Annotated in this window: 25 protein-coding genes; 20 read left to right on the top strand and 5 right to left on the bottom strand. The window is 41.4% G+C overall.

Annotation, left to right across the window (positions count from 1 at the left end; genetic code table 11):
- Window positions 1-31: 31 nt before the first annotated feature.
- Entirely contained in the window at window positions 32-916 is an 885-nt protein-coding gene (locus PGP85_RS02110; RefSeq protein WP_270325785.1) for a LysR family transcriptional regulator, read from the bottom strand.
- 259 nt (window positions 917-1,175) lie between these two features.
- Between PGP85_RS02110 and PGP85_RS02105 the strand changes: the two genes are divergently transcribed.
- Genes PGP85_RS02105 through PGP85_RS02090 form a run of 4 tightly spaced genes read left to right on the top strand, consistent with a single transcriptional unit; the run spans window position 1,176 to window position 4,777 of the window.
- Window positions 1,176-2,150 carry an ornithine cyclodeaminase family protein gene (locus PGP85_RS02105; protein ID WP_270325783.1) on the top strand — a complete coding sequence of 325 codons (975 nt, stop codon included), beginning with the start codon at window positions 1,176-1,178 and terminating at the stop codon, window positions 2,148-2,150.
- On the top strand, window positions 2,147-3,520 hold the full coding sequence (locus PGP85_RS02100; protein ID WP_270325781.1) for an MFS transporter: 1,374 nt from the start codon (window positions 2,147-2,149) through the stop codon (window positions 3,518-3,520). Before PGP85_RS02105 ends, PGP85_RS02100 begins: the two co-directional genes overlap by 4 nt.
- On the top strand, window positions 3,465-3,677 hold the full coding sequence (locus PGP85_RS02095) for a tautomerase family protein (protein WP_251866498.1): 213 nt from the start codon (window positions 3,465-3,467) through the stop codon (window positions 3,675-3,677). Before PGP85_RS02100 ends, PGP85_RS02095 begins: the two co-directional genes overlap by 56 nt.
- Before the next feature lie 35 nt (window positions 3,678-3,712).
- The gene (locus tag PGP85_RS02090) at window positions 3,713-4,777 is read left to right on the top strand and encodes a proline racemase family protein (protein WP_270325778.1); all 1,065 of its coding nucleotides are present in this window, start codon (window positions 3,713-3,715) and stop codon (window positions 4,775-4,777) included.
- Between the two features lie 200 nt (window positions 4,778-4,977).
- Here PGP85_RS02090 and xerS read toward each other — a convergent pair whose 3' ends face one another.
- Window positions 4,978-6,087, bottom strand: a complete 1,110-nt coding sequence (xerS, locus tag PGP85_RS02085) for a tyrosine recombinase XerS (RefSeq protein ID WP_270325776.1) — start codon at window positions 6,085-6,087, stop codon at window positions 4,978-4,980.
- A 213-nt stretch (window positions 6,088-6,300) separates the two neighbouring features.
- Here xerS and PGP85_RS02080 point away from each other — a divergent pair, with 213 nt between their 5' ends.
- Complete coding sequence (locus tag PGP85_RS02080) at window positions 6,301-7,380, top strand: bifunctional transcriptional activator/DNA repair enzyme AdaA (RefSeq protein WP_270325774.1); 1,080 nt, start codon at window positions 6,301-6,303, stop codon at window positions 7,378-7,380.
- Window positions 7,381-7,394: 14 nt separating this feature from the next.
- Here PGP85_RS02080 and PGP85_RS02075 read toward each other — a convergent pair whose 3' ends face one another.
- Together PGP85_RS02075 and PGP85_RS02070 are read right to left on the bottom strand one after the other, a co-directional pair.
- A complete protein-coding gene (locus PGP85_RS02075; protein WP_270325772.1) occupies window positions 7,395-7,721 on the bottom strand; it encodes a hypothetical protein in 327 nt (108 codons plus the stop codon).
- Window positions 7,722-7,733: 12 nt separating this feature from the next.
- Window positions 7,734-8,132 carry a helix-turn-helix domain-containing protein gene (locus PGP85_RS02070; RefSeq protein ID WP_251866503.1) on the bottom strand — a complete coding sequence of 133 codons (399 nt, stop codon included), beginning with the start codon at window positions 8,130-8,132 and terminating at the stop codon, window positions 7,734-7,736.
- A gap of 530 nt (window positions 8,133-8,662) precedes the next feature.
- On the opposite strand from PGP85_RS02070, the gene PGP85_RS02065 reads away from it, so the two are divergent.
- From PGP85_RS02065 to PGP85_RS02055, 3 genes are all read left to right on the top strand, one after another.
- On the top strand, window positions 8,663-10,072 hold the full coding sequence (locus tag PGP85_RS02065) for a PTS transporter subunit EIIC (RefSeq protein WP_270325770.1): 1,410 nt from the start codon (window positions 8,663-8,665) through the stop codon (window positions 10,070-10,072).
- A 47-nt stretch (window positions 10,073-10,119) separates the two neighbouring features.
- Window positions 10,120-11,505 carry a glycoside hydrolase family 1 protein gene (locus tag PGP85_RS02060; RefSeq protein WP_270325768.1) on the top strand — a complete coding sequence of 462 codons (1,386 nt, stop codon included), beginning with the start codon at window positions 10,120-10,122 and terminating at the stop codon, window positions 11,503-11,505.
- 86 nt (window positions 11,506-11,591) lie between these two features.
- Window positions 11,592-12,437, top strand: coding sequence for a histidine phosphatase family protein (locus tag PGP85_RS02055; protein WP_270325765.1), 846 nt, complete (start codon window positions 11,592-11,594; stop codon window positions 12,435-12,437).
- Between the two features lie 99 nt (window positions 12,438-12,536).
- Here the strand turns inward: PGP85_RS02055 and PGP85_RS02050 are convergent, their stop codons facing one another.
- Window positions 12,537-13,337, bottom strand: a complete 801-nt coding sequence (locus tag PGP85_RS02050; protein ID WP_270325763.1) for a MurR/RpiR family transcriptional regulator — start codon at window positions 13,335-13,337, stop codon at window positions 12,537-12,539.
- A 252-nt stretch (window positions 13,338-13,589) separates the two neighbouring features.
- Here PGP85_RS02050 and PGP85_RS02045 point away from each other — a divergent pair, with 252 nt between their 5' ends.
- From PGP85_RS02045 to PGP85_RS01990, 12 genes are all read left to right on the top strand, one after another.
- Entirely contained in the window at window positions 13,590-15,041 is a 1,452-nt protein-coding gene (locus PGP85_RS02045; protein WP_270325761.1) for a sialate O-acetylesterase, read from the top strand.
- A gap of 18 nt (window positions 15,042-15,059) precedes the next feature.
- Entirely contained in the window at window positions 15,060-15,524 is a 465-nt protein-coding gene (locus PGP85_RS02040) for a PTS sugar transporter subunit IIA (protein WP_270325760.1), read from the top strand.
- Window positions 15,525-15,848: 324 nt separating this feature from the next.
- Window positions 15,849-16,493, top strand: a complete 645-nt coding sequence (locus PGP85_RS02035; protein WP_251866504.1) for a TetR/AcrR family transcriptional regulator — start codon at window positions 15,849-15,851, stop codon at window positions 16,491-16,493.
- A gap of 92 nt (window positions 16,494-16,585) precedes the next feature.
- A complete protein-coding gene (locus tag PGP85_RS02030; protein WP_270325759.1) occupies window positions 16,586-17,824 on the top strand; it encodes an MFS transporter in 1,239 nt (412 codons plus the stop codon).
- Between the two features lie 142 nt (window positions 17,825-17,966).
- The gene (locus PGP85_RS02025) at window positions 17,967-18,722 is read left to right on the top strand and encodes an alpha/beta fold hydrolase (protein ID WP_010742070.1); all 756 of its coding nucleotides are present in this window, start codon (window positions 17,967-17,969) and stop codon (window positions 18,720-18,722) included.
- Window positions 18,723-18,830: 108 nt separating this feature from the next.
- Entirely contained in the window at window positions 18,831-19,586 is a 756-nt protein-coding gene (locus PGP85_RS02020) for an alpha/beta fold hydrolase (protein ID WP_270325757.1), read from the top strand.
- Window positions 19,587-19,637: 51 nt separating this feature from the next.
- Window positions 19,638-20,657, top strand: coding sequence for a LacI family DNA-binding transcriptional regulator (locus tag PGP85_RS02015; RefSeq protein ID WP_270325755.1), 1,020 nt, complete (start codon window positions 19,638-19,640; stop codon window positions 20,655-20,657).
- Window positions 20,658-20,769: 112 nt separating this feature from the next.
- Complete coding sequence (locus PGP85_RS02010; protein ID WP_270325753.1) at window positions 20,770-22,980, top strand: alpha-galactosidase; 2,211 nt, start codon at window positions 20,770-20,772, stop codon at window positions 22,978-22,980.
- A gap of 4 nt (window positions 22,981-22,984) precedes the next feature.
- Window positions 22,985-24,175 carry an MFS transporter gene (locus tag PGP85_RS02005; protein ID WP_270325752.1) on the top strand — a complete coding sequence of 397 codons (1,191 nt, stop codon included), beginning with the start codon at window positions 22,985-22,987 and terminating at the stop codon, window positions 24,173-24,175.
- Window positions 24,168-24,728: a sugar O-acetyltransferase gene (locus tag PGP85_RS02000; RefSeq protein WP_270325750.1), complete on the top strand. Its 561-nt coding sequence runs from the start codon at window positions 24,168-24,170 to the stop codon at window positions 24,726-24,728. The genes PGP85_RS02005 and PGP85_RS02000 overlap by 8 nt, the downstream gene beginning before the upstream one ends.
- Before the next feature lie 177 nt (window positions 24,729-24,905).
- Complete coding sequence (locus PGP85_RS01995) at window positions 24,906-25,553, top strand: response regulator transcription factor (RefSeq protein WP_270325748.1); 648 nt, start codon at window positions 24,906-24,908, stop codon at window positions 25,551-25,553.
- Entirely contained in the window at window positions 25,534-26,907 is a 1,374-nt protein-coding gene (locus PGP85_RS01990; protein ID WP_270325746.1) for a sensor histidine kinase, read from the top strand. Before PGP85_RS01995 ends, PGP85_RS01990 begins: the two co-directional genes overlap by 20 nt.
- Window positions 26,908-26,918: the final 11 nt, after the last annotated feature.

Genomic DNA, 26,918 nt, shown 5'->3' with positions numbered 1-26,918 from the left:
ATTTCTGGATAACCAATAAGTAGGGTTCAAGCTACTGTTTTTCACCAATATTCTCGAGCCATGTTGTGGCAAATCGGTTGAAAATATCAGATGCTGCAGAAGAATAGACATCTGAGTTTTTAGCAATGACTAATGAACGATAATAGTGTTCACTAATTGGCCGAATAGCGACATTGACATGGTTAGGTATGCTATCGAGAAAAAATTTCGAAAAAATACTGATGCCAAATCCGGCTTCGATAAGTTTTAAAGCTACAAGTTCATCGAAAATTTCGAAGGTGTATTGTGGTTCTAAACCAAGGGAATGAATGAAACTACCAATTTCAAAATCAAATCTTTCTCCAGATAGGATATATGTTTCATCGACTATCCGATTGATGGAAACAGTAGGTTCGGTAACAAATGGATGATCGCAGGGCAACACGACGACAAACTCATCTTGTAAAAAAACTTCATAAGAAAACTCATCCATGCCATACATCGATGTGAAAGCAACATCAATTTCATTTCGGCTTAATTTTTCATAGATTTCTTGTTGATTTCCTGTAAAAATCTCAAATTTGATTTTTGGATATTTTGTCGTAAATTCTTTTAATATTTTGGGCAGGTAGGTCATTGCAAAGCTAATAAAGCTTCCGATGCGGACAGTCCCAATTTCTGATTGCGTCATAGCATCTGATAGCTGTTGTAATCGCAGGTTCTCTTGATGAATAATCTCAAGTGATTTTATAACAGAACTTGCATTTGGTAAAAGCATCACACCAGAGTTCGTTCGTTTAAAAATTGGGAACCCCATCTCATTTTCAAAAGATTTAATGGTTTGACTAATCGCTGATTGGCTATAGTTTAAATTCTTTGCGGCCTGAGAAATATTACTTGTTTTTACAACCTCTAATATTACATCGTATTTATCCATACTGACCTCCTAAGAGTATATGTACTGCGAACCTAGAAATTATCAGCTTTTTCTAATGCAATGTCAAGCGCTGGTATTAGGAACCTGAATACCCGATAACAAAAGGTCTTATAACGCCATCGCTAATTGTGAACAAAAGCACAGGTTGACTGGGTATTAAGAAAACTGATAGCGGGCAACACTTTTTGTTGGTTTATTTACGACAAGCCCATCGTTACAATAATCTCGTAAATAACTCAAATGTTGAAGGGATGATATCGTGAAGACAATCAATGAAAAGCAGGTCAAAACATTTTTAAGTATGGGAAATGTGATTGAGGTTGTGAAGAAATTATATTTTGAATGTGCAGAAGGCCAAATACGTGCTGGAAATAGAATATATATGCCTATACGCGGTGAAGAAAATGTAGGGCAATGGTTAGTCGCTAATTCACTTAGTCAACCATTTTTTGGTTCAAAATTTTCTTCTGTATTTCCCAAAAATGTGACTATTGGACTTCCAAGTACCATTTCAAAAATTAGCCTCTACTCAGCAGAAACAGGAGTATTGCAGGCTTTGATCGATGCGAATTATTTAACGGCGATTAAAACAGGCGCAAGTGCTGCTGTTGCGACAGATTTAATGGCTAGAAAAAACGCGTCTGTTTTATCTATCATCGGTACAGGGTTGCAGGCATATTCTCAAGTACTTGCTATTCAAGAGGTTAGAAAATTAGAAAAAGTCTATGTTTATGACGTTGTGCCCGAACGTATCGATGAATTCATCTCAATGATTGAAAAAGAAAAAAATCAGGACTATTCGATTGTCGCTGCTGCATCAGGGGATGAATGTGCAGAACAAGCAGATATTATTTGTACGTGTACGACAGCAAAATCTCCAGTTTTTTCAGGTGAGAAGCTTAATCCCGGGACACATGTAAATGCGATTGGTTCTTTTACTCCTTTCATGCAGGAAATCGATGAAAACACCGTTCTTAAAGCATCGAAGATTTTAACTGAGCATGTAGAGGGTTTGTGGGAAGCCGCTGGCGATATTTTGATTCCTTTCAATGAAGGGAAGATTACTAAAGAGGATGTAACTGGAGAACTCGGTGACGCATTGACTGAAAAAGTATCTGCCAGAGACAACGATCAAGAAATCACCTTGTATGAAAGTGTGGGTTCAGGTGTTTTGGATATTGGTTTGTCGATCTATGTGTACCAAAGTCTTTATAAAGAGGAAAAGGGTAAATGATGATGGAAATGAAAACGAGTTATAAGGATTCATCGTTAAAGACGATTCATAAAAAAGTATTTCTTTGTATGCTTTTAGGACAAATGGCTTGTTCCTATGCATTAGGAATTGCAGGGACAGCATTAACACAAGCTTCCGAACCGTTAGGACTGAACAGTTTTTGGATGGGATTAATCGGTGCCGGGACATTGATTGGTTTAATGGGGAGCATTGTGGTTGGTAATCTAGCCGATCGCATGGGTAGACGAATCCTTTTCAATATAGACATGATCCTGTTTACAGTTATTTCCTTAGCTCAATTTTTCGTAGTCGGTCCAATCAGCTTATTTATTTTAAGAATTGCTTTGGGGTTAATGATCGCGATCGATTATACAGTAGGTAGTGCCTTGTTGACCGAATGGCTGCCAGATAAATGGGCGGATAAATTTCAAAGTTATCTGATCATATTCTGGAGTATCGGCTTTGTTGCATCCTATTTTGTTGGAAGCGCCATGGTTAATTTAGGGAATGGCGCGTGGAAATGGATTTTTATGTCGTCTGCGCTGCTTAGTGTCGTGGCGGCGATTGTTAGAATTGTTCTCAATATTCCAGAGTCTCCAGAATGGTTAACGACTGTTGGCAAAAAGGATGAGGCTTTACGTTTAGTACACGCTCAGCTGGGTTCGGACTATAGTTTACCGATAGTTGAGCAAGGAGAGTCTGAGAAAGTTAGTTGGTCAGAGTTGTTTAATGAACACAATCGAATAAATACTCTAGTTGGCGGTATTTTCTACGGCTGCCAAGTATTTCCTTATTTTGGTGTAAGTATCTTTATTCCCATATTAGTCAAAAACATGAACATGGGAAATAGCGGTACGTCTGGTACAATCTACAATATTTTTGTTGTAGTTGGTGCAATCGTCGGTGTTATTCTTTTTGATCGAATCTCAAGGAGAGCCTTTTTAATGACAACTTTTTACGTACCGGCTATTGCGGTTATTGGGATGATTCTTTTGCAAAAGGCACCGCTCGTGATTACGATTGTTTTATTTTCTATCTTTGCGCTCGGCATGGCTGCCTCCGTTGTTGCTGAGAATCCTTATCCGCCTGAATTGTTTTCAGCAAGATTGAGAGCTTCAGGTGTGGGTGCCGTGATTGCGATAAGTCGTATTGGTGCTGCCCTCGGAACATTTCTTTTACCGATGATTGTTGATCGTTTTAGTGCATATACTGCTCTAGGTGTTTGTGCGGCTGTTCTAATAGTCGGCGGTGTCTTTTGTCAATTGTATGCCCCTGAAACGTCTAATAAATTTAAGCGGAAGGAGGAGAAACTCGATGCCCCATATTGCGATCCAAATGTATCCAGGACGGGATCAAAAAACGAAAGATAAAATTGCTAAAAGAATGCAGGCTGTTCTTGCTGAAGAAATGCAAGCAGACAAAAAATATTTTTCCGTTTCCATTCAAGACGTTGAAGCAGATGACTGGAAGGATAGGGTTGAAGACAAAATTGCACCTGAAAACCTATTTATTTCAGCCGAATTTTAGTAATAAAAAATACAATTAAAGAGGAGCAAGTAATTATGGCATTTAAACGAATGATCAATTGTGTAGAGACACATGACGGCGAGCCTATGCGCGTTGTAACTGGAGGCGTAGGACATATCCCAGGTGACAGTGTGTACGAAATGATGGAAAACCTAAGAAAAACAGATGATAGCTTACGCAAATTTCTTCTTAGAGAACCTCGAGGATATCCGCCTCTTTGTTGCAATATTGTTGTGCCGCCAAAGCACCCTGATGCGGCAGCTGGTTTCATTATCATGGAACAGGTAGAGTATCCCATGATGTCTGGAGGCAACACAATCTCTGTGGCTACTGCTTTATTAGAAACGGGGATTATCCCGATGCAAGAACCATACACTGAATTTAATTTAGAAGCTCCTGCTGGCTTGATCGGGATCAAGGCAAAATGTGAAAATGGCAAAGTTACAGAAGTGACCTTTAAAAATGTTCCTGCTTTTGCTGCTTACACAGATACTGTCATTGATGTGCCTCACATTGGACATGGCGTTGAAAAGGTCACCGTCGATGTTGCTTGGGGAGGAATGTTCTATGCTATGGCAGATGTTCGTCAATTCCCTTGGGTAGAATTAGAGCCTGATCAAGGTCGTGAGATCACACGTATTTCGTCATTGATTTTAAAAGCGGCACAAGAGCAATTACCTGTCGTTCATCCAGATTATCCTGGAGTAGGGATTACTATTTCTCAATTGTTCGGCCCAACGGATGATCCAAATGCAGATGTCAAAAATGCGGTAACCGTAGCCAGTGGTGAGGTCGATTTTGATAACCCGTCTACCTGGATCGGAGCGCTCGATCGCTGCCCTTGTGGAACAGGTACCTGTGCTCGTATGGCTGCGATGTATGCTAAAGGTGAACTAAAACTAAATGAACCTTTCCTACATCAAGGACTTTTAGGTGTTGTCTATAAAGGAGAATTAGTTGAAGAGACAACGTTCGGGGACTATAAAGCAATTGTCCCAACAATCACTGGCTGTTCATGGATCTATGGCTTCAATAATCTGGTTTTAGATCCGACTGATCCATTTACAGAAGGATTTACAATTGGAGATATTTGGGCTTAATAAATAGTAACAAGAAACAGCTTTAGATTATTTAGTTAAAACGTAGAAGAAGACCTCAGAAGCTTTTTGAGTGTGAAGTAAAGCCCAATAGTTAGACTGTATTTTCACTTTGTCATTCGTTCTCGATACTTAGGAAGCCCCCTTCAATGGGAAATTTAAAAAGGAGCCAAGAAATCATTGCGATTTCTTGGCTCCTTTTATCACGTCCACAAATCATTCATCGCATCGCGTTTCTTCTTACCAGCGATATGTGTATAAACGGTCGTTGCTGAGGTTCCGGACTGGCCGAGCTGTTCGGCGACTTGCACGAGTGAATTGGTTTTGCTATATAATTGGGTCGCGACTGAGTGGCGCAGTTTGTGCGGCGAGATCTTGATTTTGAAGGCCTCTGAATATTTTCCAACCATGGCTTCGACGGCGCCGTTGGCGATGCGCTTGGCCTTGCCGCGATAGCGGGTGAGGAAGAGGGCCGATTCATTTTCGTCTGGCTGGTAAAGCTGATTTCGCTGTTCCAGATAGACGTTTAGATATTCGATCGCGATCGAAGAAATCACCACCATATCCCATTTTCCGCCTTTACGATATACCCGTGCTTCGCCAGTGTTCAAGTCGAGGTCCTGCACGTTCATATTGACCAGCTCAGACAGCCGCATTCCCGTTCCGAGAAAAAGCCCGATAATCGCGAGATCTCGTACTTGATTGTTCTTAAATGCGGTAATTGCCTGGCGCGTTTCCAAGGTATCGATGTAGCGCTTCTCAATAAAATCAAGAAAATCCAAGGCTTCCTCGTCTAAGAATAATTTCTTCTCAATAGCCGCCCCGCGTTCAGCCATCGTTTTATTATCCTTGACATTTGCGACTTTTCCCATCATATTGTGTTCAAGATAAGGCTTGCCTGTCTTGCGGTCGATCGCTTCACTCAAATAACTGAAAAGCGAGCGCAAAGCAGTGACACCGCGTTGAACGGTCGCATTTTGCCGTAAGGGAAGAGCTTGATCGCTTTCTTCTAGGCGTTTTTTGGTTGATTCTTTTAAAATTTTCGGTGCTTTGACAAGATGCGCTTTGTAAAATTCCAGATCTTCTGGCCACAAAGCAGCGAATTCAGCCAAAGTAATTTCAGCTAATTGGTCAGCCGAAGAAAAACCTTCTTGAATCAACCAATTCAAAAAGCGCCGATATTCCTTGGCATATTCATATAAGGTGATGGAAGAGTATTGATCACCGCTTTTTTTACGAAAATAATTTTGGACGAACCAGGGAAAAAACTGGATTTCTTCCTCCATTCGCCGATTGGCTTCTTGCTGATTCATTCTGGCCAGCTCCTTTATAACTAAAAGTATATGACAGAGGCTAAACCTTGTCAAACGACAGTTATTTTATAAGGTATAATAACCTTTGAAATGATTGTTGCTATCATATTTTAGTTATTTAATAATCGACGGTATAAAAAATAGTTGTTCATTTTCCGCAAGAAAGCCGATTCGCAAAAAGATATACTAGGGGTAATAAAGGGGGAGTAACTCATGATTACTTCAAAGAAAAAACAAGTAGAATACTATCATGCCTTAAAGGAAAAGGATCGTCATTACGATGGGCTCTTTTTTGCCGGAATCAAGACGACAGGAATTTTCTGTCATCCGACTTGCCGTGCTAGAAAACCAAAATTTGAAAACTGTGAATTTTACTCAACGGCGGAAGAAGCGTTGTTGGCGGGATATCGCCCATGCAAGATCTGTCAGCCGTTGTCTTTTCCGCAAGCAATTCCTGAAGAGGTGCAGCAACTAGTCAACGCGGTGGAAGAACAGCCGGAAAAACGTTGGAAAGAAGCAGATTTCTCAGCTATCGGTTTGAATTCCGCTACAGCCCGCAGAAGGTTCAAAGAGGTCTACAATATGACTTTTGTTCAGTATGCACGAGCACGCCGAATGGGGTTGGCTTTTAAAGAAATCAGTCACGGCAGTAAAGTAATTGATCAGCAGCTTGAAACGGGCTATGAATCCTCCAGCGGATTTAATGACGCCTTTACCAAAATCATGGGCAATCCGGCGAAAAAGTTGGATGCTCGAACATTAAATGCCTCATTTATCTCAACACCGATCGGTCGGATGCTCTGTTTGAGTGACGATGAGTACTTGTACTTATTGGAGTTTGAAGATCGGCGCGGCTTGGAACGAGAAGTCGAGCAATTACGGTCAAAGTATAACTTCCGCATCATCTATGGACGAACGGTTATTAATCAGCAGGTGGAAGAACAACTAAGTGAGTATTTCAGAGGCGAGCGGACCGAATTTTCATTGCCGTTGTTTTATGACGGTTCGCCGTTCCAAAAAGAAGTCTGGAAAATTCTAGAAACGATTCCCAGTGGTGAAACGTTGAGTTATCGAGACGTCGCTCTTCAATTAGGGGATAAAAATAAAGTTCGCGCGGTGGGACGGGCCAATGGGTTAAACAAACTAGCGATCGTAGTACCATGTCATCGAGTAATCGGGAGCGATGGGAATTTGACCGGCTATGCCGGCGGATTGGAACGAAAGCAGTATCTGCTGGAGCTGGAGAAGAAGGCGGGAAAAATAAAAGAAACAGCTAAAAAGCGAGCCGAGTAACATTGGTTCGCTTTTTAGCTGAAACGAAATATGACCATCACAAACAACAAGAATAGAAAAAACATCACGGCTAATAAGCAATAAATCTTCTTTTTGAGAGTAAGAAATTCAGCCGTTTCCGCAGTGTTCATCCGACTAACAGTCTTTCGCCGTGTAAAGAGATAGAGGAGCAGGCCGCCGCCGTTTTGTCCGCCGGAAGATACAATAGACCAAAACTTAGGATTTTTGATTCCACGACTTTTGGCGTCTATCATAACAAGAGAGTAAATAAAGTACCACATACATCCCGCCGCTAGTACCAGTAAGACCATCAAAAGAATCACTATCATTGTTTGACTCATAAAAATCAGCTCCTAAATTTTTTTAATAATCAGATAAAAAAGCGAGAGAGTATTGGCCCCAATCAAGGAGAAGATAATGATGATAAAAGGCTCACTCATCGTTTGATTAAACAAAAGCACAACCATTAAGAACACATTGATAAAAAGCATCGTAATAAAAATCTTCAAAAAATGATTGACGACTGTGTTTTCCTGCAAATGCTTGACCATCTCTCGATCTCCTTTCAACAACTCATCCAGCGATAAGTCGTAAATTTCTGATAAGCGAATGATTCGTTCGATATCGGGGTAGCTTCTGCCATTTTCCCAGTTCGACATCGTCTGGCGGGTGATACCCAATTTCTCCGCCACATAATCTTGCTTCAGCTGCAATTCATTTCTTCGTTGTTTCAGTCGTTGTCCAACATCCATTTTTAATCCCTCGTTTATTTATCTTTCTTATAGCATAAAACAATCTGCGCAGAACTACGAGAAAAAACAGGTAAAAAACCTTTTACATACCGCTATTAAAGGTTTAATTCAGCAAATTAGGAGAGCTCAATTTTTAATAAAGAGTCTTCTGACTTTTTACCAGGTGGAGCAATACACTTTTTATATAAAAAGTAAATTTTGTGTTTATAAGTCTTTCGTTTGTTTCTAATGAGGAGAGTGATCGATTTTCAACTTAAGTAATAAGTTACACTTTTATTTATTATTATGAATAGTATTTCAAAAAATCTGTTGACTTCCCTTTCAGAAACCGTTATCATTCAAAGTGTAATATGTTTCATTTATTATTATTAATGAGTAATAAATTACTTAGCGTTGGAAATAGAACCTTAGATTCTCTGGGTGATAGGGGAATCGGGAGTACATCTAAATCCCCGCAGTAAAGATTGTTGAAGACAGCATGCACTTATTTTTCGTTACTATCTTGGTGGAAAAAGAAAGGAAAATGAAGGATGAAATATGAAGAATTAGCACGCACGATCGTGCAAAATGTTGGAGGAAAAGAAAACATTAATGATCTTGGTCATTGTATGACACGTTTACGTTTCAAATTGAAGGATGAGAATAAAGCCAACACAGATATCCTTAAGAGTACTGAGGGTGTTGTCTCCGTAGTTCAGAGCGGCGGCCAATATCAAGTTGTTATCGGCAATGCAGTGGGCGATGTATACAACGATATCAACGGTATTTATGAAATCAATGAAGGTGAGCATATAGTGGAAGAACCGGGCGAAGAGAAAAAACTTTCAATTTTTGATCGTTTCATTGATTTAGTATCAGGTGTTTTCACACCGACGCTTGGGATTTTAGCAGCAACGGGGATGATTAAAGGGTTGAGCACCGTATTTATTGCTTTAGGCTTATTGGATATGACTTCCGGCACATACCAAATTTTAAATATCATCGGCGACTGTTTCTTCTACTTCTTCCCAGTATTCTTAGGCTATACTGCTGCGCAGAAGTTTAAGGGAAATGTCTTTATCGGAATGGCACTTGGAACAGCGATGGTATATCCGACTCTGGCGGGTATTATGGCGGAAAAACCGTTATACACCTTATTTACAGGAACGATTATCGAGTCTCCTGTACATTTGACATTTTTAGGGATTCCAGTCATTTTGATGAGTTATGCTTCTAGTGTAATTCCGATCATCATTGCAACATGGATTGCATCTAAAGTCGAAACACAGTTGAAGAAGGTCGTTCCAGATGTGGTGAAATCTTTCTTTGTTCCGGCAGGTACGTTATTAGTCGTGATCCCATTGACCTTCATCGTCATTGGTCCTATTGCAACATGGGCATCGCAATTATTCGGAGCAGGTACACAAGCGTTGTATAATTTAAGTCCAGTTATTACATCGGCAGTTCTAGCTGGCGTGATGCAAATTTGTACGATCTTCGGGATTCACTGGGGCATCGTGCCAATCACGTTGAACAATTTGGCGGTCTTAGGCTATGACATGACGATCCCGGCCACTACGATTGGGATCTTCGGACAGGTCGGCGCTGTATTGGCGGTAATGCTAAAAACAAAAGACAAGAAATTAAAGGCTTTGACCTATCCTGCATTTATTTCAGGAATCTTTGGTGTCACAGAACCAGCAATCTATGGGATTAACCTGCCTAGAAGAAAACCATTTATCTTAGGTTGTATCAGTGCTGTTATCGGTGGTTTGATTGTTGGATTGATGGGCACGAAGGGCTATGCGCTGATTGCAGGGATCTTTTTACTTCCAAGCGTTATCGGACCAAATGGAATCGACCAAGGATTTTATGGTCTCGTTATTGGAATCATTGTAACGTTAATCCTTTCATTTCTTCTTGTTACTTTCTTTTGGAAAGATGAAGAGAAACCGGCATAAAGTCTGTTTGGAGGAAAGTTAGATATTAGGATGTGAGGAGATTGATTATGGATTCATTTAAAGAGAATTTTATGTGGGGCGGCTCTGTCTCAAGTATGCAAGCGGAGGGCGCTTGGAATTTAGAAGGTAAGGGTTTGACTGTCTACGATACGAAGAAAAAGAAAACCTATGCCGAGACTTCTTCGGATTGGGAGAATGGTATCGATTTTTACCATCATTATAAAGAAGATATCGCGCTTTTCGCTGAAATGGGCTTTAACACGTACCGTTTTTCATTAAGCTGGGCACGTATCTTACCGGATGGTGAAGGAAACGTGAACCATGAAGGATTAGCGTTTTACGATCGGGTGATTGATGAATTGATTGCACAGAAGATCGAGCCAATCGTCTGTCTTTATCATTTTGATCTGCCAGATGCTCTCGCGGAAAAATACGGCGGCTGGCAATCGAGGAACGTTTTGGAAGCCTATCAGAAATATGCGGCAATCGTGATCAAGCATTTCGGTAAAAAAGTGAACTACTATATTCCGATTAATGAACAAAATGTGGCATTCACTTTGACTAGTGATTTACTACCAAAAGATATTGATCGAAAAAAATTGGCGGGATATGAAGCTCAAGCACAGCACCACTCATTCTTAGCCTCTGCATCAGTTAAACATTTGGTGAAGGCTTTTGCTCCGCATGCGCAAGTTGGCGGAATGGTCGCTTTTTCACCGTTTTATCCAGAATCAAGCCATCCAGATGCGATTCTAAGTGCTCAAATTGCAAATAGAAGGTTGACATACCAAACAACAGATGTTTTTGTGTACGGAGAATACCCTCAGGATTTTCTGCATGACTGGGAAATGAATGGAATCATGCCGGAGATTACTGCAGAAGATAAGCAGTATCTAAAAGAGGGAATAGTCGACTTCATTCCGTTTAGTTACTATCAAAGCGCGATGGCGAAAACGGGAGCAAATATTACTGTGAATTCGTTCTTAGATTCGTTCTTGGGTGGGACTCAGCAGAAAAATGACTTCCTAGCAGTGAGCGAATGGGGCTGGATCATTGATCCGAAAGGGCTGCGCTTAGCCGCAAAAGAATTATTTGACCATTACAAATTACCTGTTTTTACCGTTGAGTGCGGTATTGGGGTGAAAGAAACATTGAACGATGATTTGACGGTAGAGGATGATTACCGAATCGACTATTTGCGTGATCATGTAGAACAATTGCGCTTGGCTGTTACGGAAGATGGTATCGATCTGATGGGCTTTCTTACATGGGGACCGATTGACATTTTAAGCTCGCAGGGAGAGATGAAGAAACGCTATGGTTTTATTTATGTGAATCGCAATGAGACCGATCTTAAGGATTTAAAACGCTACAGGAAGAAAAGCTTTAACTGGTTTAAACAGGTAATCGCAAGTAATGGAGAAGAACTTTGAAAAAACTCGTTTAATGTCTTGGTCTTTTAATAGTTATTTAGTAGCTGTGAGGATTGCAAAACGATCAAAGATGGAGGGAGAAGCAAATGAATCATTTGAAAAAAATAGCTGTCGGGCTATTGTCAGTTGGGGTGTTGGCAGGTTGCTCAGGGAGAGACGCTGCAACTAATTCTACCGATGCAGCCACAGATAAAAAAGCGGAAGCCATTACAGTTTATTTTACTCGACATGGGAAAACGATGCTGAACACGACGGGAAAATCACAAGGCTGGAGCGATGCACCGTTAACGCCTACAGGAATTGAAGTGGCAGAGGATGTTGGTGAAGGGATCGGTGACAGCATAAAATTTGATAAAGTCTATAGCAGTGATAGCGGACGGGCTATTGAAACAGCAGAGATTATCTTAGATAAATCAGGTCAAAAGGTAAAAATCAATAAAGACAAACGGCTGCGAGAATTCAATTTTGGGACCTTTGAGGCTACACCAGGAGCGGAATCGGTAGAGGCAATTGCTAAAAGAAAAGACCTAAGCGCCAACGAATATACCGAAAAAGCTGCTAAAGAGGGCGGTGGCTATAACGGGTTTATCAAAGAGCTTTCAGATGATCTGGCAGAGATTGACAAAGAAAATGTTAAAGAAAACGAAAATTGGCCGGCGGAAAATTATGACACCGTAGCAAGTCGTTCAAAAGAAGCGTTGGATGATATCGTCAAAGCTGCAAGTAAAAATGGCGACGATTCAATCTTAGTGGTATCTCATGGCATGACCTTAGCGACTCTGCTGAATGAATTGGATTCTAGTGTATCTGGTGACATTCCGATGTCTGGCTTAGAAAATGCGAGTATCTCGAAAGCAACTTATCAAGCTGGCAAATGGAAAGTCGAAACTATCAATGATATGAGCTATGCTGAAAAGGGATCCGAGAAATAAAGAAATAGTCAAAAGAGGATGTTGAAAGCTCAACAATCCTCTTTTTTGTCGCAAAAAAAAGCGCTAAATCCGATAGCAGGATTTAACGACTTTAGCTGATTACGAATGGCTGTTTTGTTCCCGTTGATCACCTATCCAATTAAAGTAATAGGAGATGACTTCCGAAAAGAGAAACAGTTCGAATCGGACATCTAATTGTCTTAAAGATCCATCATCACGAAGAAAGGTCGAAGCGGCGGGCAAAACAAAGGTTTTAGATACCTTTTTTGCGATTTCAGCGTCTTTATTCATGGTGATCAACACAGTCTTAGCGCCCGCTTCAGTGACTGCATCGAGCAATTCGTTGTATATCGACATACCAGTAACTGAATAAATGATGTAGACCCAGTCTTTTCTTGCGGTCTGACTAAGATAGTGCATCTGGGTCTCCGTTGTAATTGCTTCATAGAAAACTCCCTGAGAATAGAGGGAATAAACTAGCTGTTGCGCGGCGAGCCCCGTATTATCAAAACCAATGCACTTCACATCTTGTGAATTGTGCATCCATTCGACGATCTCGATGATGTCTTTTTCAAAATCTAGTTCTCTTAGTTTCGTGAAAGAGCGTTCGTAAGTATTAATGACTTCATGGAACAATGAATTTTTTATAGCGGGTTCTTCTTGGTTTTTATCAATGACAAAAGATTCTAATGCCAGCTTAAACTCTGGATATCCGCTGTATCCGATTTTTTTGATCGCTCGTAAAATCGTCGGTGAACTCACATCGAACCGTTCCGCCATATCGTGAATCGACAGCCCGACATATTCTGCTGGAGCAGCCATGATTTGTTCAAAAATCTTTTTGTCTGTTTTAAACATCTTTGTGTAATGGATCGTGATGGCTTCTTCGATATTTTGCATCAAGTTAACACCCTTTCTGTAGCTTCCTGTTTCCATTTTAACAAAATAAGTAATAAATTTCAATTTTATCTATCAATTAGAAATATATTTCAAAAAAACTTGACAGTATAGCAAGAAAACGGTATCATTTGTGTAACATATTACATTGCCAAATAATTAAAGAGTAATTAATTACTAAAACGCAGATGGCCGGCTATTTCCTATCACCAAATAGTCAAGGTCGTCACAGCATGAAAAAAGGAATTGATAATCATGTTAAATCTAAATCCATTGCTAACAGATAATGTGGTTTTGCAGGCAGAACACGTTCATTTGATTAATGGAATGACAGTACCGTATCATCCCGTTCTCCTTTCAATGGGGGAATTAACGCTAAATGAAATGAGTAATTCAGAGGGCGAATTTGTGTTTACGATCCCTGCGCAATCCTATGGTGTTACCGAAAAAATGAGAATTGAAGCAGGAAAAGAAAAAAAAGAGATTATCGTTCAATATGGAGATGTTTTTCTCTTTGCTGGTCAATCCAATATGGAATACCCGATGTCGCAGGAGGCTCATTTTAACGAGGAGCATTTGCAAATCACTGAGGAGGAACCGATTTTCTTCTATGTAGTTCCAATGCCTGATTTTGAATTAAAGCTTGATGAAGTGACTGAAACAAATTGGGCGCAGTTAAAGTCAGACAATTTAGGTAAGTTATCCGCCGTCGCTTATTATGCCATGAAGGAGTATCAAAAAAAACATCCTGGACGGATCATTGGAGCCGTGGTCTGCAGCAAGGGGGGAACCAGTGCCGGGTGCTGGATAAGTTCAGAAGATTTAGAGAATGACGCTGTGCTGAATGAAGTAATTTTGGCGCCCTTTATAAAAAAAACAAGTGGAAAAGAAAAGGCGTTTTTCGATACCGAGTTCACTAACTATCTTGAGAGTTATCAGGACTATGTCGAAAAAAAAGCTGCTTGGGTGAAGAAGCATCCTGAGTTGACAATGGGTCAGATCAAAGAGCAAATCGGTCATTCACCTTGGCCACCACCAGCAAATCCCTATTTGTTCAATCGTCCAAGCGGACTTTATCAAAAGATGTTTATGCGGATCACACCGTTCACTTTTTCCTCGGTAATCTGGTATCAAGGGGAAGAGGACACAATGTTCGGTCCTCTATATGAAAACCTACTGGATCGGCTGATCAATCGGTGGAGAATGGATTTGAAGACGCAAGTCCCATTTTATATCGTTCAACTGCCAATTTGCGCGGACAAGCTCGAGCATGATTGGGCAAGCGTTCGAGCGGTGCAGACTCAAGCTAGTCAAAAATTCAAAAACGTTTTCTTAGTAACTAGTCTTGATTGTGGAGAAGTTGAGGACATCCATCCAACTGAAAAAGCAGTTCTAGGGAAGCGAATTGGGGAAATTTTGGACGATGTATATTATCCGAGCGCGCCTGTAGCAAAAGTTATCAGCTGGACCGAGACAAAAGTTGTGATTGAAGTAGATGAGGCGGCTTCTTTAAATTTATCGGACAAATCGCTCATTAAAACAGATGCACGTATCAAAAATATCTCCGTTAAGGAAAACAGACTGATTGTCGATACGATACAAAACAGTCAAGAGGTTCAATATGCGTGGGAAAATGCGCCATTCGTTGGATTATTTAATGAAGTCGGTTATCCGGTCGCGCCATTCAAATTTGTGAATAAAGTATAGTCGAAGAGGGGAAGATCAATGTTTGGTTTTGGAAAGAAAGAAAAAGAAATCTACGCGCCTGTCACCGGGGATCTAATTAATATCACTCAAGTCAATGATCCAGTTTTTTCGACAATGGCGATGGGGGACGGTTTTGCGATCCAACCGGCTAATGGCAAGGTTTTTTCACCAATTAAAGGGAAAGTAACTTCAATATTCCCTACAAAACACGCAATTGGTCTAGTGGATAATGAGGGTACAGAGGTATTAATCCATATCGGGATTGACACGGTAGACTTGGCGGGAGAAGGCTTCAACCTCTTAGCAAAAGAAGGGCAGTCAGTAAAACCTAGCTCGCCATTAGTAGAAATCGATTTGGAATATTTGAAAGTTAGAGGCAAAGAAACGATTACGATGGTCGTCTTTCCTAACTTGAAAGATAAAGATGTAAAGGTCATGGTCGGTTATGTCGAAGCGCAATCAGTGGTGGGAAAAATAGTTTAATACAGCGACTTCCAATATCGATACTTCAGAATCCCCCGTAACATCCAACAATGGTGTTACGGGGGATTCTTGTGGATTCATATTTTTCCTACAGCATAAAACAATCTGCGCAGAACTACGAGAAAAAACAGGTAAAAAACCTTTTACATACCGCTATTAAAGGTTTAATGAAACAGGGAAGGGGAGGATGAAGGGGGAGATTACGGACTAAAAATATCGCAAAGAAAATATTTACAAATATCTTTTCCTAAAAACCGTTTGACAATTAGCTAAAAGCGGGGTATATTCTAAATAGATACCAGTGGTATGTAAGGAGCTGACGCTATGGCTAGAGGGAAAAATCCTGAGGAAACAAGGCAAAAAATCCTCTCTGTATCGAAAAAGTTATTTCTTGAGAAGGGCTACGACAACACTTCAATTCAAGATATCGTGAACGGCTTAGATGGAATGACCAAAGGTGCGATCTATCAGCATTTCAAATCGAAATTTGAGATTTTTGAAACGATTATTGAACCAGCAGAATCGGCGGAGGAAAGTTTGCGCAAGCACCAGGGGAATACTGGACTAGAAAAGCTGCAAAGCGCGATTTTAGATGCTTTTACCGACTATTCACGGATGAGATTGAACTATTCAGCGGCGGTTACGCTGCGAAGCCCGCGTTTTATCGGAGAGCAGTTCATTGATATGTTTAGTGAAGTGATTCCTGAGATCAAAAAGATCGTGGAAGAGGGCGTCAATGACGGATCGATCGAGACGGAATATCCGGAAGAGGTAGCGGATGTCTTGATGATGAACCTGAACACTTGGATTGGACTGCATCTGACCGTTTTTACAGAAGAACAGTTAAAACGCAAGATTGACTTTACTAAGAAGATTTTTGACAGCATGGGAATTCCGATCTTCAATGAGGAGATCATGACAGAAGCGTATAAGATGTTTGAGTATATTAAAAAAGATAGCAGTGAATGAGCTATTTTTTTTAAACACATAGATACCAACGGTAGGTATGTTAATGAGTATTATTGATCGTCACTGAAGGAGTAGGAAAGCAGGGTTTAACTATGAGAAAAAATGAAAATTTTAATTTATTAATCGGAAGTCAATTATTTTCAGTTTTAGGAACCACGATCGTTCAATTCGTGATCTCCTTGTATGTCTTGGATATCACCAAATCAGCCTTCACATTTAGTGTGATTGCTTCATTATCAGTTGTGGGACGTTTGATTTGTCTGCCGTTCTGCGGTGTGCTGGCCGATCGTCTGCCAAAAAGAAACTTGATGCTGTTCATGGATTGCCTTTATCTAATCTTGTCAGTGGGGCTCTTCTTAGTCACTCGTTTAGCGAATCCTGTTACGGCCATCGGAATTCTGACCATAATCATCGGAATGGTCTCAGCCTTTGAAACGCCAGTCGTTCAATCAGCAATCCCAGTGATTTGTACTGACGAGGAAATTCCGAGAGCGAACGGCATCATCAGTTCTATTGGAACATTAGGTACCGTTTTAGGTCCAATTATTGCAGGCATCATCTATCGTTTCGATGCAGTTTATCAGATCTTTGTGATTACCGGCGTCTTGTTCTTAATTGCTATTTTTTGTGAAGTGCTGTTAACTATTCCGACGCAATCACAAGCGGTGACAGAAGGCTCGCTTTTCCAAGTCGTAGCGGGTGATTTGAAAGAAGTCACGCAATATTTGAAGGCGCAAAAGGTGATTGTCAAAGTCGCTATGGTGGCGTTCTTATTGAACTTTTTCTTAGCATCCTTCATTCAAGTGATCATCCCTTACGTTTCACGCATTCAACTAGGGGTGAGCGACGCCCAATTTGGCTTAATGAATACCATTCTAGCGATCGGCAGCTTGTTTGGAACCGTGGTGTATGGTGTGATCGCCAATCGTTTGAATGAAACAAGTATTACCAAAAATCTGATCTTGGTTGCTATCCTGTTTAGTTTATTGGTGATCCCGTTTGGTCTGATTCAAAACGCGGCTTTGGCCTTTTGGATTATGACAATCATCGTTGCTTGTGCAATGGGCGTTGTTACAGTAGTTTCAGTCCAACTAATCGTCTACATTCAATTGGTTTCAGACAAAGCACTGCTTGGCCGGATCATGTCTTTGGTTATGATCGTAACAACTTTAGCGGTACCGTTAGGACAAGTAATGTACGGCGGTTTCGCGGCTGTAGCCTCAGAAGCAATGCTGTTGCTATTGATTGCCGGAACTTCACTTGTGACAGTTCTGATCGCATTCTTTTCAATCAAAATATTTAAACAAATGAGGGTCGAAAACGAAATATAATATTAAAAATCATATTTATAATATTTTGTCAAACCCAAATATTTTATTTTTTGTAAAATTATCGTTAAGACAAATAATTATTCCCACTTACTTTTCTTGATATAATAAAAATGGATGTATTAAGTTCTAAGGAGGGATTATAGTGAGCTTTTTCAGCTATAAGGGAAAGAACGTCTTTTACGAAACAATTGGAGAAGGAAAACCACTCGTTTTTTTGCACGGAAATACCTCGTCATCAAAATTGTTTATGCCCATTTTACCCCTTTATAATGACTTTCAAGTGATTTTGATTGATTTTTTAGGCTATGGTCAATCTGATCGCTTGGATAAATTCCCTACAGAACTATGGAAAGATGAAGCACGTCAAACAGTTGCACTATTAGAGCACTTAAACATCAGAGAAGCAAACCTAGTTGGTACCAGCGGCGGCGCCTGGGTCGCGATCAACGCAGCATTTCTTAGACCGGATCTGATTGCAACCGTTACCGCGGACAGTTTTGACGGTCGGACGTTTCACGAGGGCTTTGATGAAACCTTATTGGCAAAATCTTGTTCAAACCAAACCGATTTCGAGACTTCGCAATATTATCATTGGTGTATCGGTGACGATTGGGAAGAAGTTGTTGAACAGGATACAGACTCCATGTGGCGGCTGATCATTTCTAGAAGAGAACTATTTTTCGACTCACTGCAAATTTTACAGGCACCATTACTTTTAACTGCGACTAAAAAAGATGAAACCATTCGCCCCAATATCGAAAGAGAATACCGCGCGATCGCAGGAGAAGTCGTTAATGGTCAATTTAAGATATTTGATAATCCCGGACATCCCGCAATAGGAACCAGCGCGGAAGAGGTTGCCGAAACAATCAATCAATTCATTACCGAATTCAATTGAGGAACACTTAGAAAATGACTACAAGAGCGATCACTACTTTATGACGTGGATCATAACATGAGTGATTGCTTTTGTTTTATACTGAAAATAAACTAGGAGGATTTGACGATGAGCTTCTTCAATTATCAAGGTAAACAGCTTTATTACGACATCATCGGGGAAGGCGAGCCGCTCTTCTTTTTGCATGGGAATACCTCGTCATCAAAATTATTTACACCAATGTTGCCGTTATATGCGGATTTTCAAGTGATTCTGCTCGATTTTTTAGGTTATGGCCAGTCTGATCGCCTAGATACATTTCCTACCGAACTTTGGAAAGCCGAGGTGCTTCAAGTGATTGCTTTACTTGAACACCTCCAATTGGGAAAAGTTCACTTAATCGGAACCAGTGGCGGCGCTTGGGTCGCGCTCAATGCGACTTTACTGAGGCCTGATTTGTTTGCGACAGTTACCGCTGATAGTTTTGACGGCCGCACTCTGCATGAGGGTTTTGCTGAAGAATTAGCAGCTGAACGATCGGCCGTAGCAGCAGATCCCGAAACTTCGCAATTTTATCATTGGTGTATCGGTGATGATTGGAGCGACGTTGTCAAGAAAGATACCGATTCGATGCTGCGATTAATCACTTCAGAAAAGTCCTTATTTGTCGATTCACTGGAGTCTTTATGCTGCCCATTACTCCTGACCGGCTCTAAAAATGATGGCGCGCTTCGGTCGAACCTAGAAGAGGAATATCAAGCGATCATTCAGGAGGTCCCACGAGCGCAATTCAAATTATTTGAGACTCCCGGACATCCAGCCATCGGAACCAGTGCGGAAAAGGTCGCCGAGACGATCAAGCAATTTATTGCCGAAAATCATTGACGAACAGCAAAATCCAAGTTATTGTTTAGTAAACAATTGAGGTGAACATAGATGGTAGGAATTCGAGACGTTGCCAGAAAAGCAGGGGTCAGCCCCGGAACCGTTTCAAGAGTATTGAACAGCGATCCGACATTATCCGTCGCAGAATCAACCAAAGAACGAATCTATCAAGCAATCAAAGACTTGAACTATGATATCGATAAACGAAAGTACGTAAAACGCCGATTGCCTTCGATTGGTGTGATCACCACGACCAGTCGTCAAAAGGAGTTGGATGATCCTTATTTTAATGCTCTCAGAATTGGTTTGGAGCAAGAAGCACGGCGGCTGCATCTCGGTATGAACCGCGTTTACAATCTGGAGGACAATCCAAAAACCTGGCAGGACTTCGATAAACTCGGAGCGATTATTATTGTCGGGACCGTCTCAGAGACGGCTGTGCAACGGTTAAGCAAACAAAATAAGAACATCGTTGTGATCGATAATCCGGATATCAATCAAGAGGTCGACATGGTCTACGCCGATTTTGAGCGAATGACCAAACGTGTCCTACAGCTTTTCTATGAGAAGGGACATCGGCGCATTGGCTATATTGGCGGGTTTAATATTGACATCAATGAGGCCGGCGAGAAAATTTACAGCGAAGACGAGAAACGTTTTCGCGCCTATCAGGAATTTATGGAAAAGAACGAATTGCAGAAGCAGGCAAAACTGGGACTTTGGGAACCGCTTGAAGGAAAGCGGCTGATGGATGAATGGCTGAACTCAGAGGAAGAGCTGCCTACCGCACTTTTAGTCGGCAGTGATCCGTTATCCGTCGGTGTATACCGCTCCCTGCAATCTGCTCAGATTACGGTCGGACAAGACATTGAGATCGCCAGCTTTGATGACATCGAAATCGCGGAGCTTTTGACTCCCAGCTTAACAACGGTGCATATCAGCGCACAGGAAATTGCCAAAGCAGCCGTACGTTTAGCCAAAGAACGGATTGAGGAAGAACGAAAAGAAACAGTCATCATGACTTTTCCTTCAAAGCTGGTCGTGCGGGAAAGTTTTATTCCAAACAAATAGTGATGTAGGGGGCTTTTGAAAAAAAGTTCTCTTTTTTTTGCAGATTTCTCTTGACATAATTGTTTAGTAAACATTATAAGGTAAACAACAAGTTAAGAGGAGGAATAAAAAAATGTCACAAACCTACGCAACATTTAATCAAGAAACACAGGTTTTCCATCTACACAACAATGAAATCTCTTACATCGCACAAATAGAAGAGGATGGGGTTCTTCATCATCTATACTTTGGGAAAACTGTCCAACACTATACCGGTAATAAAAACTATCTGCGCAGAGATCGCGGATTTTCGGGAAATGTACCGGGCAACGCTGAAAGGGCTTACTCAAAGGATACATTGCCGCAGGAGTATTCCAGTCACGGATCAATGGATTATCGTTTACCAGCATCCATCATTCGGCGGGAAAATGGTTCAAACTTGCACGACCTGCGCTACTTTGATTATCGCATCGAAGCAGGCAAACCAGAACTAAAAGGAATGCCGCAAGCTTATGTGCTGAATGAGGCGGAAGCGACAACCTTAGTCATCGTTCTGAAAGATCGCGATCAAGAAATCTACGTAGAGTTAGCGTATACGATCTACCATGAACGGCCAGTAATCACGCGGTCAGCAAAAGTTCTTAATAAGACCAGCGAAAAGATCGTTTTAGAAAAAATCGCTTCGATGCAAATGGACCTAAGTAACAGCGGAGTCTATGATGAAGTCATCTCATTACCCGGGGCCCACTTGCGGGAACGCCAAATCAATCGCGACAGCATTCATTCCGGTATCCAAAGCTTTGAGAGTCGGCGCGGTGCTTCAAGCCATCATATGAATAGTTTTATCGCGTTAGTCAATCACGATACGAATGAAATGAGCGGTCCGGCCATCGGAATGCATCTGGTCTATTCCGGCAATCACGCCTTCGAATTGGAAAAAGATCAAATTGATCAAGTTCGAGTGCTGGCAGGGATCAATGACTACAATTTTTCTTGGGAACTTTCTTCCAATGAAGAATTTCAAACACCGGAAGTCATTCTGACATACTCCGATCAAGGGTTGAATGGAATGAGTGGCAGCCTTCACCATTTATTGCGGGAACGAGTAGCTCGTGGGGAACACCGACTGAAGGAGCGTCCTATTTTAGTAAACAATTGGGAAGCAACCTATTTCGACTTTGACAGTAAAAAGATCGAGCAGATCGTTGATGAGGCTGCTGATTTAGGTATCGAAATGTTTGTGCTGGATGATGGCTGGTTTGGTCATCGCGATTCAGATAATTCTTCATTAGGAGATTGGTTTGAATACGAGGGCAAGTTAAAAGACGGGTTGAAGGGCATCGCGGATTACGTTCATGAAAAAGGCCTGCAATTCGGCGTGTGGTTTGAGCCGGAAATGATCTCCGTCGATTCAAAACTTTACGAAGAACATCCTGATTACTTAATGCAAGAACCAAATCGGACGCCGTCATCTTCACGTGATCAGCATTTATTGGATATGGGACGCAAAGAGGTCCGTCAAAATATCGAAAATCAAATGTGCTGCATTTTAGATGAAGTGCCGATTGATTATATCAAATGGGACATGAACCGCAGCTTATCAGATGTTTATTCGATTGAACTTTCAGCTGAAAATCAAGGAGAAACGGCTCATCGCCATATTCTAGGTGTTTACGAATTAATGGAAAATCTAATCGCACGCTATCCGAAGATTTTATGGGAAGGCTGTTCTGGCGGCGGCGGACGATTTGATGCCGGCTTCCTTTATTACATGCCACAATCTTGGCCAACTGACAATACCGATGCAGTGGAACGTTTGAAGATTCAATATGGGACAAGTTTGGCTTATCCGATTTCTTCTATGACTGCACATGTTTCGGCCGTGCCAAATCATCAAACAGGTCGAATCACTTCATTGAAAACAAGAGGTGACGTTGCTATGAGCGGAGTCTTCGGTTACGAATTGGATTTGACGGAAATGTCCGAAGAAGAGAAAATAATTGTGAAAGAACAGGTGCAGCAATATCAAACGATTCGTCCTTTAGTCCAATTCGGTGACTTTTATCGCTTGAATAGTCCTTTTGAAGGGAATCTGACCGCGTGGATGTTTGTCTCAGTCGACAAAACAGAAGCATTAGTCATGATGGCCCGTACCTTGGCATCGGCACAGCCGGTTTTCCATGAAGTCTTTTTGACCGGCTTAGATGAAACCGCTCGCTATCAAGATCAGGCGACAGAGCAACAGTATTATGGAGATGAACTGATGAATCTCGGCGTCAACGCACCTGATTTTTATGGCGATTTCCAAACTGCTTTGCTTCATATAAAGAAAGTTGAGGCGTAGAAAAATGATTAATAAAAACAGTATCATGACCCGTTTATCTATTTTGTCTATCTCACTCTTATTAACCAGTGCCTTATCAATCAATGGAGCACTGCCGCAAATGCGGGCAGCGCTTGGTATGACCACGACACAAGTAGAATTAGTCGCAACTTTACCCGCTTTAGCGGTCGTAATATTCGTTGTCCTTTCTAGTTTTATCGCTGGAAAAATCGGCACGAAACGCACCGTCCAGCTAGGATTACTCCTAGTTGGCTTTGGCGGCGGGGTAGCACCCTTATTTTTAAACAGCTATGTTCCGATCCTGATCAGCCGCTTCATTTTAGGCGCAGGCTTTGGTCTATTTAATTCATTAGCGGTCTCAATCATCAACTTGCTCTTTCAAGATGAACCCGAAGAACGAGCAACCTTGTTGGGGTATCGCGGAGCAGCGGAAAATATCGGAAATGCCGGCCTGACCTTATTGGCTGGGGCATTACTGGCATTCGGCTGGAGATTCTCCTTTAGTGTCTATCTGATTGCCTTTCCAATCCTGATTTTGTTCACCTTCTTTGTTCCCGAAATCAAAGAAGGCAGCAAGGCGAAGACAAGTGAGAAGGGTGAACTTAAAATTTCCGTCTATTTGTTAGCGCTTTTCGCCCTGTTTTTAGTCATGACCTTTGTGGCCATCGGTGTTCGTTTCCCTACTATGGTGACGGATATCAAAGGCGCCAACTATAACGCGTCCAATTTCTTGGCGGTGATGCCGATTATCAGGATCATCACAGGTTCCCTATTCGGCTTTTTCAACCGCTTATTAGGGGAGAAATGCTTGTACCTTGGTTTGGCTTTGCTAGCATTGGCGACCTTTATGATCGCTATCTCTGAAAATAATTTTGGTCTGCTACTGATCGGCTATTTTATCAGCGGGATTCCCGGCAGTCTGATTTTTCCTTTCATTTATAATTCGCTAAATCTTTACGCATCACCAGCGAAAATGACAGCGGCCACTTCGATCATTCTGATCGGCTGCAACCTTGGGAACTTTATCGCGCCATTCGGCCTAAGCACGCTGCAATTCATTTCAGGAACATCCGACCTTTTTGCACCATTCAAACTATTAAGCCTGCTGCTGATTGTCATTTTAGTCGGAATCTTCTTGCATAAGAAACGTCCCTTTCAACGCAACGTCTTAAATGGAGGAAAGCACATTGACTGATACCTTGATGAAAGCACAAATGGACTCCGGTGAAAATTATTTTGAGTCCAGCGAGCTGAAAGATGAACAAGCCGTTTATCGCGATCTGCTCTTTCAATTCAATCAGACGCTGCCTAGTAAACAACAAGAAAAGGCGGTGCTGTTGAATAAGCTGTTAGGCAGTTTTGGCGAAGATTCTTATATCGAGCAGCCCTTTCATGCGAATTGGGGAAAAAATACCTATTTTGGTAAAAATGTTTACGCGAACTTTGGATTATCCCTCGTAGATGATACGACCATCGAGATCCAAGATGACGTGATGATCGGCCCCAATGTGACCTTATGTGCCGGAACCCATCCATTATCGCCTGAAATGCGCTTGAAAAAGGCCCAATACAATCTGCCGATCGTGATCGAAAAGAATGTCTGGATCGGAGCAGGAACCATTGTTTTGCCCGGTGTAACCATCGGTGAAAATTCCGTAATCGGCGCAGGCAGCATCGTCACAAAAGATATCCCTAAAAATGTCCTGGCCTACGGTTCGCCATGTAAAGTAATCAAGACAATCGAATAGTGGAGAAATTGTCTTCAAGACAAAGCTTAACTAAGAAAGGATATCTCTTCAGAGGTATCTTTTTTATATAAACGATAAGATTGGCGGAGATGAATGGACAAATTTCACGCATCGGTATTCAATAGGCTAGATGGAATTTTATAGTAGAAATGAAGAAGTGCGAAAGGAATTTTTTGAATGAGGATTTTACTAGGTGAAGATGAAGATAAAATGCGGGAATTATTGCGGAAATTCTTTGAAAAGGAAGGCTACGAGGTTGTTGAGGCCAGTGATGGCGAAGCGGCTTTGGAAAAATTTTATGACGAAAAATTTGATCTGGTCATTTTGGATTGGATGATGCCAAAAATGAATGGGTTAGAAGTCGCTCAAATCATGAAGCGGGAACGCAATATCAAGATTCTGATGCTGACGGCCAAGAACATGCCTGAAGATGAGGTTGATGCGCTGATGGCTGGCGTTGATGATTATTTAGCCAAACCGTTTCACGCGAACGTACTGCTGATTCGCGTCGCTAAATTATTGGGTGTGATTCAACAGGATATCAAGCAACCTCTAGTATTTATTCCCAATGAAAAACGAGTTTTGCTGCATGACGCGGAGCTGACCTTGACGAAAAAAGAATACGAGATGCTGTATTATCTCTACCAAAATCAAGGCTTGCCTTTGACCCGCGAACAGATCCTGTTATCTGTTTGGGGATTGGATAATGAAAATGACGAAAGGACCGTTGACAGTTTTATTCGTATCTTGCGCGACAAGATCGGCAAGGAATTCATCCAAACTGTTTATGGAATAGGCTATCGCTTTGAATTACCGAAAGAATAGTTTGACTCGCTCCTTTATCCAGCGGGTGGGAATCATTTTTGTGCTGATTCTTTTATTCGTCACACTGGTTTATCGTTGGGGATTTCCTACCTATTATTATTGGAAAATGGAGCAACCGGTGAAAGAGGCCCAGAAAGCGCTGCAAAATGGACAAAACTATCAGTCCTCTGACGATCTTGTCGTGGTTCCCATTACTAAAGGAAATACTAATCCAGAAGATTTAACGGATGACCTAGCATTCCGTTTGGAGCGGGAAGGAATTTCCCTCAATCGATTCTGGGTGGATCAAACAACGATCGAAGCCGTAAATGACGGGCGTTCTGTCCAACGTCTATACAACCAAACCAAACAAAAGAGTGATTTTTACACTGTTTTCTTCAGCAAGGGCAATACCTTATATCTGGCGGGAACCAGTATTCCCGATTTTAAGTCCGCGATCCATACGCTGCTGCCGCTCTTAGTTGCAGCCACCATTCTATTTTTAGCGCTGCTCTTCGGTTTAGTGATCGTTCTGGTTCGAAACCAGATCATTAAACCGATCAGCCGTTTGGAGCAGGCGACCCGCAGTATTTCTGAGTTGAATTTCGCGGACTCAGATATCCAGGAAGAAAATGAATTGAGCAGTCTAAGCCATTCGATCAACTTAATGAAACGTTCCCTTCAGCAGCATGAATTGGACCTGCTGGAACGAAACGAACGGTTAAAGAATTTTTCATCTAATTTAGCACATGAATTAAAAACGCCGTTGTCAGTCATGCAGCTCTTAGTTGATGGCGAAGATATGGGGCTCGAAAATCCAACCTTCTTGCCTGATCTCAATCAGCGGCTAGAAGACATGAATCATTTGGTTGCCAATATTTTGGCTTATAGTCAGCAAATGCAAGAAGAACTCCCACTTGAAACGATTGATATCCAAGCATTCGTTGAAAAAGAACTAACACAGCAGCGCTTAATCGCTCCAAAGTTTCAGATTGAGCTTCATTTGGAGCCTTGCCAACTTCAAACAAATGAGCAGCTGTTGCGGATGGTTTTCATTAACCTGCTGACAAATGGAATGAAGTACAGCTTAGACAATCAAATAACGATCACTGGCGAAAAACTCGGCAGTGATTACCAATTAATCTTTAAAAATAAAGCAATCCAAATGACTGATCAGCAAATCGCTCAATTGAAAGAACCTTTTGTTGTAGGAGAAGAGTCCCGCAACAATCATCTATCTGGAACAGGCTTAGGCCTCTCAATCGTCGAACAAACCATGAAAGGCTTAGACGGAAAAATGACCCTTCAGCAAAAAAATAATCAATTCATCGCAACGATTACTTTACCAATCAAAAAAGAGAACGTACTTAAATAAGTACGTTCTCT

Origin of the sequence: Enterococcus malodoratus (assembly GCF_027659535.1) — a bacterium.
Classification (GTDB): domain Bacteria; phylum Bacillota; class Bacilli; order Lactobacillales; family Enterococcaceae; genus Enterococcus_A; species Enterococcus_A malodoratus.
This window is presented reverse-complemented; position numbering and strand designations above follow the sequence as displayed.

What these genes read in the sequence shown, in the direction of transcription:
- PGP85_RS02110 (WP_270325785.1), bottom strand. Translation starts at nt 916, where the DNA reads ATGGATAAATACGATGTAATATTAGAGGTTGTAAAAACAAGTAATATT.
- PGP85_RS02100 (WP_270325781.1), top strand. Translation starts at nt 2,147, where the DNA reads ATGATGATGGAAATGAAAACGAGTTATAAGGATTCATCGTTAAAGACG.
- PGP85_RS02095 (WP_251866498.1), top strand. Translation starts at nt 3,465, where the DNA reads ATGCCCCATATTGCGATCCAAATGTATCCAGGACGGGATCAAAAAACG.
- PGP85_RS02090 (WP_270325778.1), top strand. Translation starts at nt 3,713, where the DNA reads ATGGCATTTAAACGAATGATCAATTGTGTAGAGACACATGACGGCGAG.
- xerS (WP_270325776.1), bottom strand. Translation starts at nt 6,087, where the DNA reads ATGAATCAGCAAGAAGCCAATCGGCGAATGGAGGAAGAAATCCAGTTT.
- PGP85_RS02080 (WP_270325774.1), top strand. Translation starts at nt 6,301, where the DNA reads ATGATTACTTCAAAGAAAAAACAAGTAGAATACTATCATGCCTTAAAG.
- PGP85_RS02075 (WP_270325772.1), bottom strand. Translation starts at nt 7,721, where the DNA reads ATGAGTCAAACAATGATAGTGATTCTTTTGATGGTCTTACTGGTACTA.
- PGP85_RS02070 (WP_251866503.1), bottom strand. Translation starts at nt 8,132, where the DNA reads ATGGATGTTGGACAACGACTGAAACAACGAAGAAATGAATTGCAGCTG.
- PGP85_RS02065 (WP_270325770.1), top strand. Translation starts at nt 8,663, where the DNA reads ATGAAATATGAAGAATTAGCACGCACGATCGTGCAAAATGTTGGAGGA.
- PGP85_RS02060 (WP_270325768.1), top strand. Translation starts at nt 10,120, where the DNA reads ATGGATTCATTTAAAGAGAATTTTATGTGGGGCGGCTCTGTCTCAAGT.
- PGP85_RS02055 (WP_270325765.1), top strand. Translation starts at nt 11,592, where the DNA reads ATGAATCATTTGAAAAAAATAGCTGTCGGGCTATTGTCAGTTGGGGTG.
- PGP85_RS02050 (WP_270325763.1), bottom strand. Translation starts at nt 13,337, where the DNA reads ATGCAAAATATCGAAGAAGCCATCACGATCCATTACACAAAGATGTTT.
- PGP85_RS02045 (WP_270325761.1), top strand. Translation starts at nt 13,590, where the DNA reads ATGTTAAATCTAAATCCATTGCTAACAGATAATGTGGTTTTGCAGGCA.
- PGP85_RS02040 (WP_270325760.1), top strand. Translation starts at nt 15,060, where the DNA reads ATGTTTGGTTTTGGAAAGAAAGAAAAAGAAATCTACGCGCCTGTCACC.
- PGP85_RS02035 (WP_251866504.1), top strand. Translation starts at nt 15,849, where the DNA reads ATGGCTAGAGGGAAAAATCCTGAGGAAACAAGGCAAAAAATCCTCTCT.
- PGP85_RS02030 (WP_270325759.1), top strand. Translation starts at nt 16,586, where the DNA reads ATGAGAAAAAATGAAAATTTTAATTTATTAATCGGAAGTCAATTATTT.
- PGP85_RS02020 (WP_270325757.1), top strand. Translation starts at nt 18,831, where the DNA reads ATGAGCTTCTTCAATTATCAAGGTAAACAGCTTTATTACGACATCATC.
- PGP85_RS02015 (WP_270325755.1), top strand. Translation starts at nt 19,638, where the DNA reads ATGGTAGGAATTCGAGACGTTGCCAGAAAAGCAGGGGTCAGCCCCGGA.
- PGP85_RS02010 (WP_270325753.1), top strand. Translation starts at nt 20,770, where the DNA reads ATGTCACAAACCTACGCAACATTTAATCAAGAAACACAGGTTTTCCAT.
- PGP85_RS02005 (WP_270325752.1), top strand. Translation starts at nt 22,985, where the DNA reads ATGATTAATAAAAACAGTATCATGACCCGTTTATCTATTTTGTCTATC.
- PGP85_RS01995 (WP_270325748.1), top strand. Translation starts at nt 24,906, where the DNA reads ATGAGGATTTTACTAGGTGAAGATGAAGATAAAATGCGGGAATTATTG.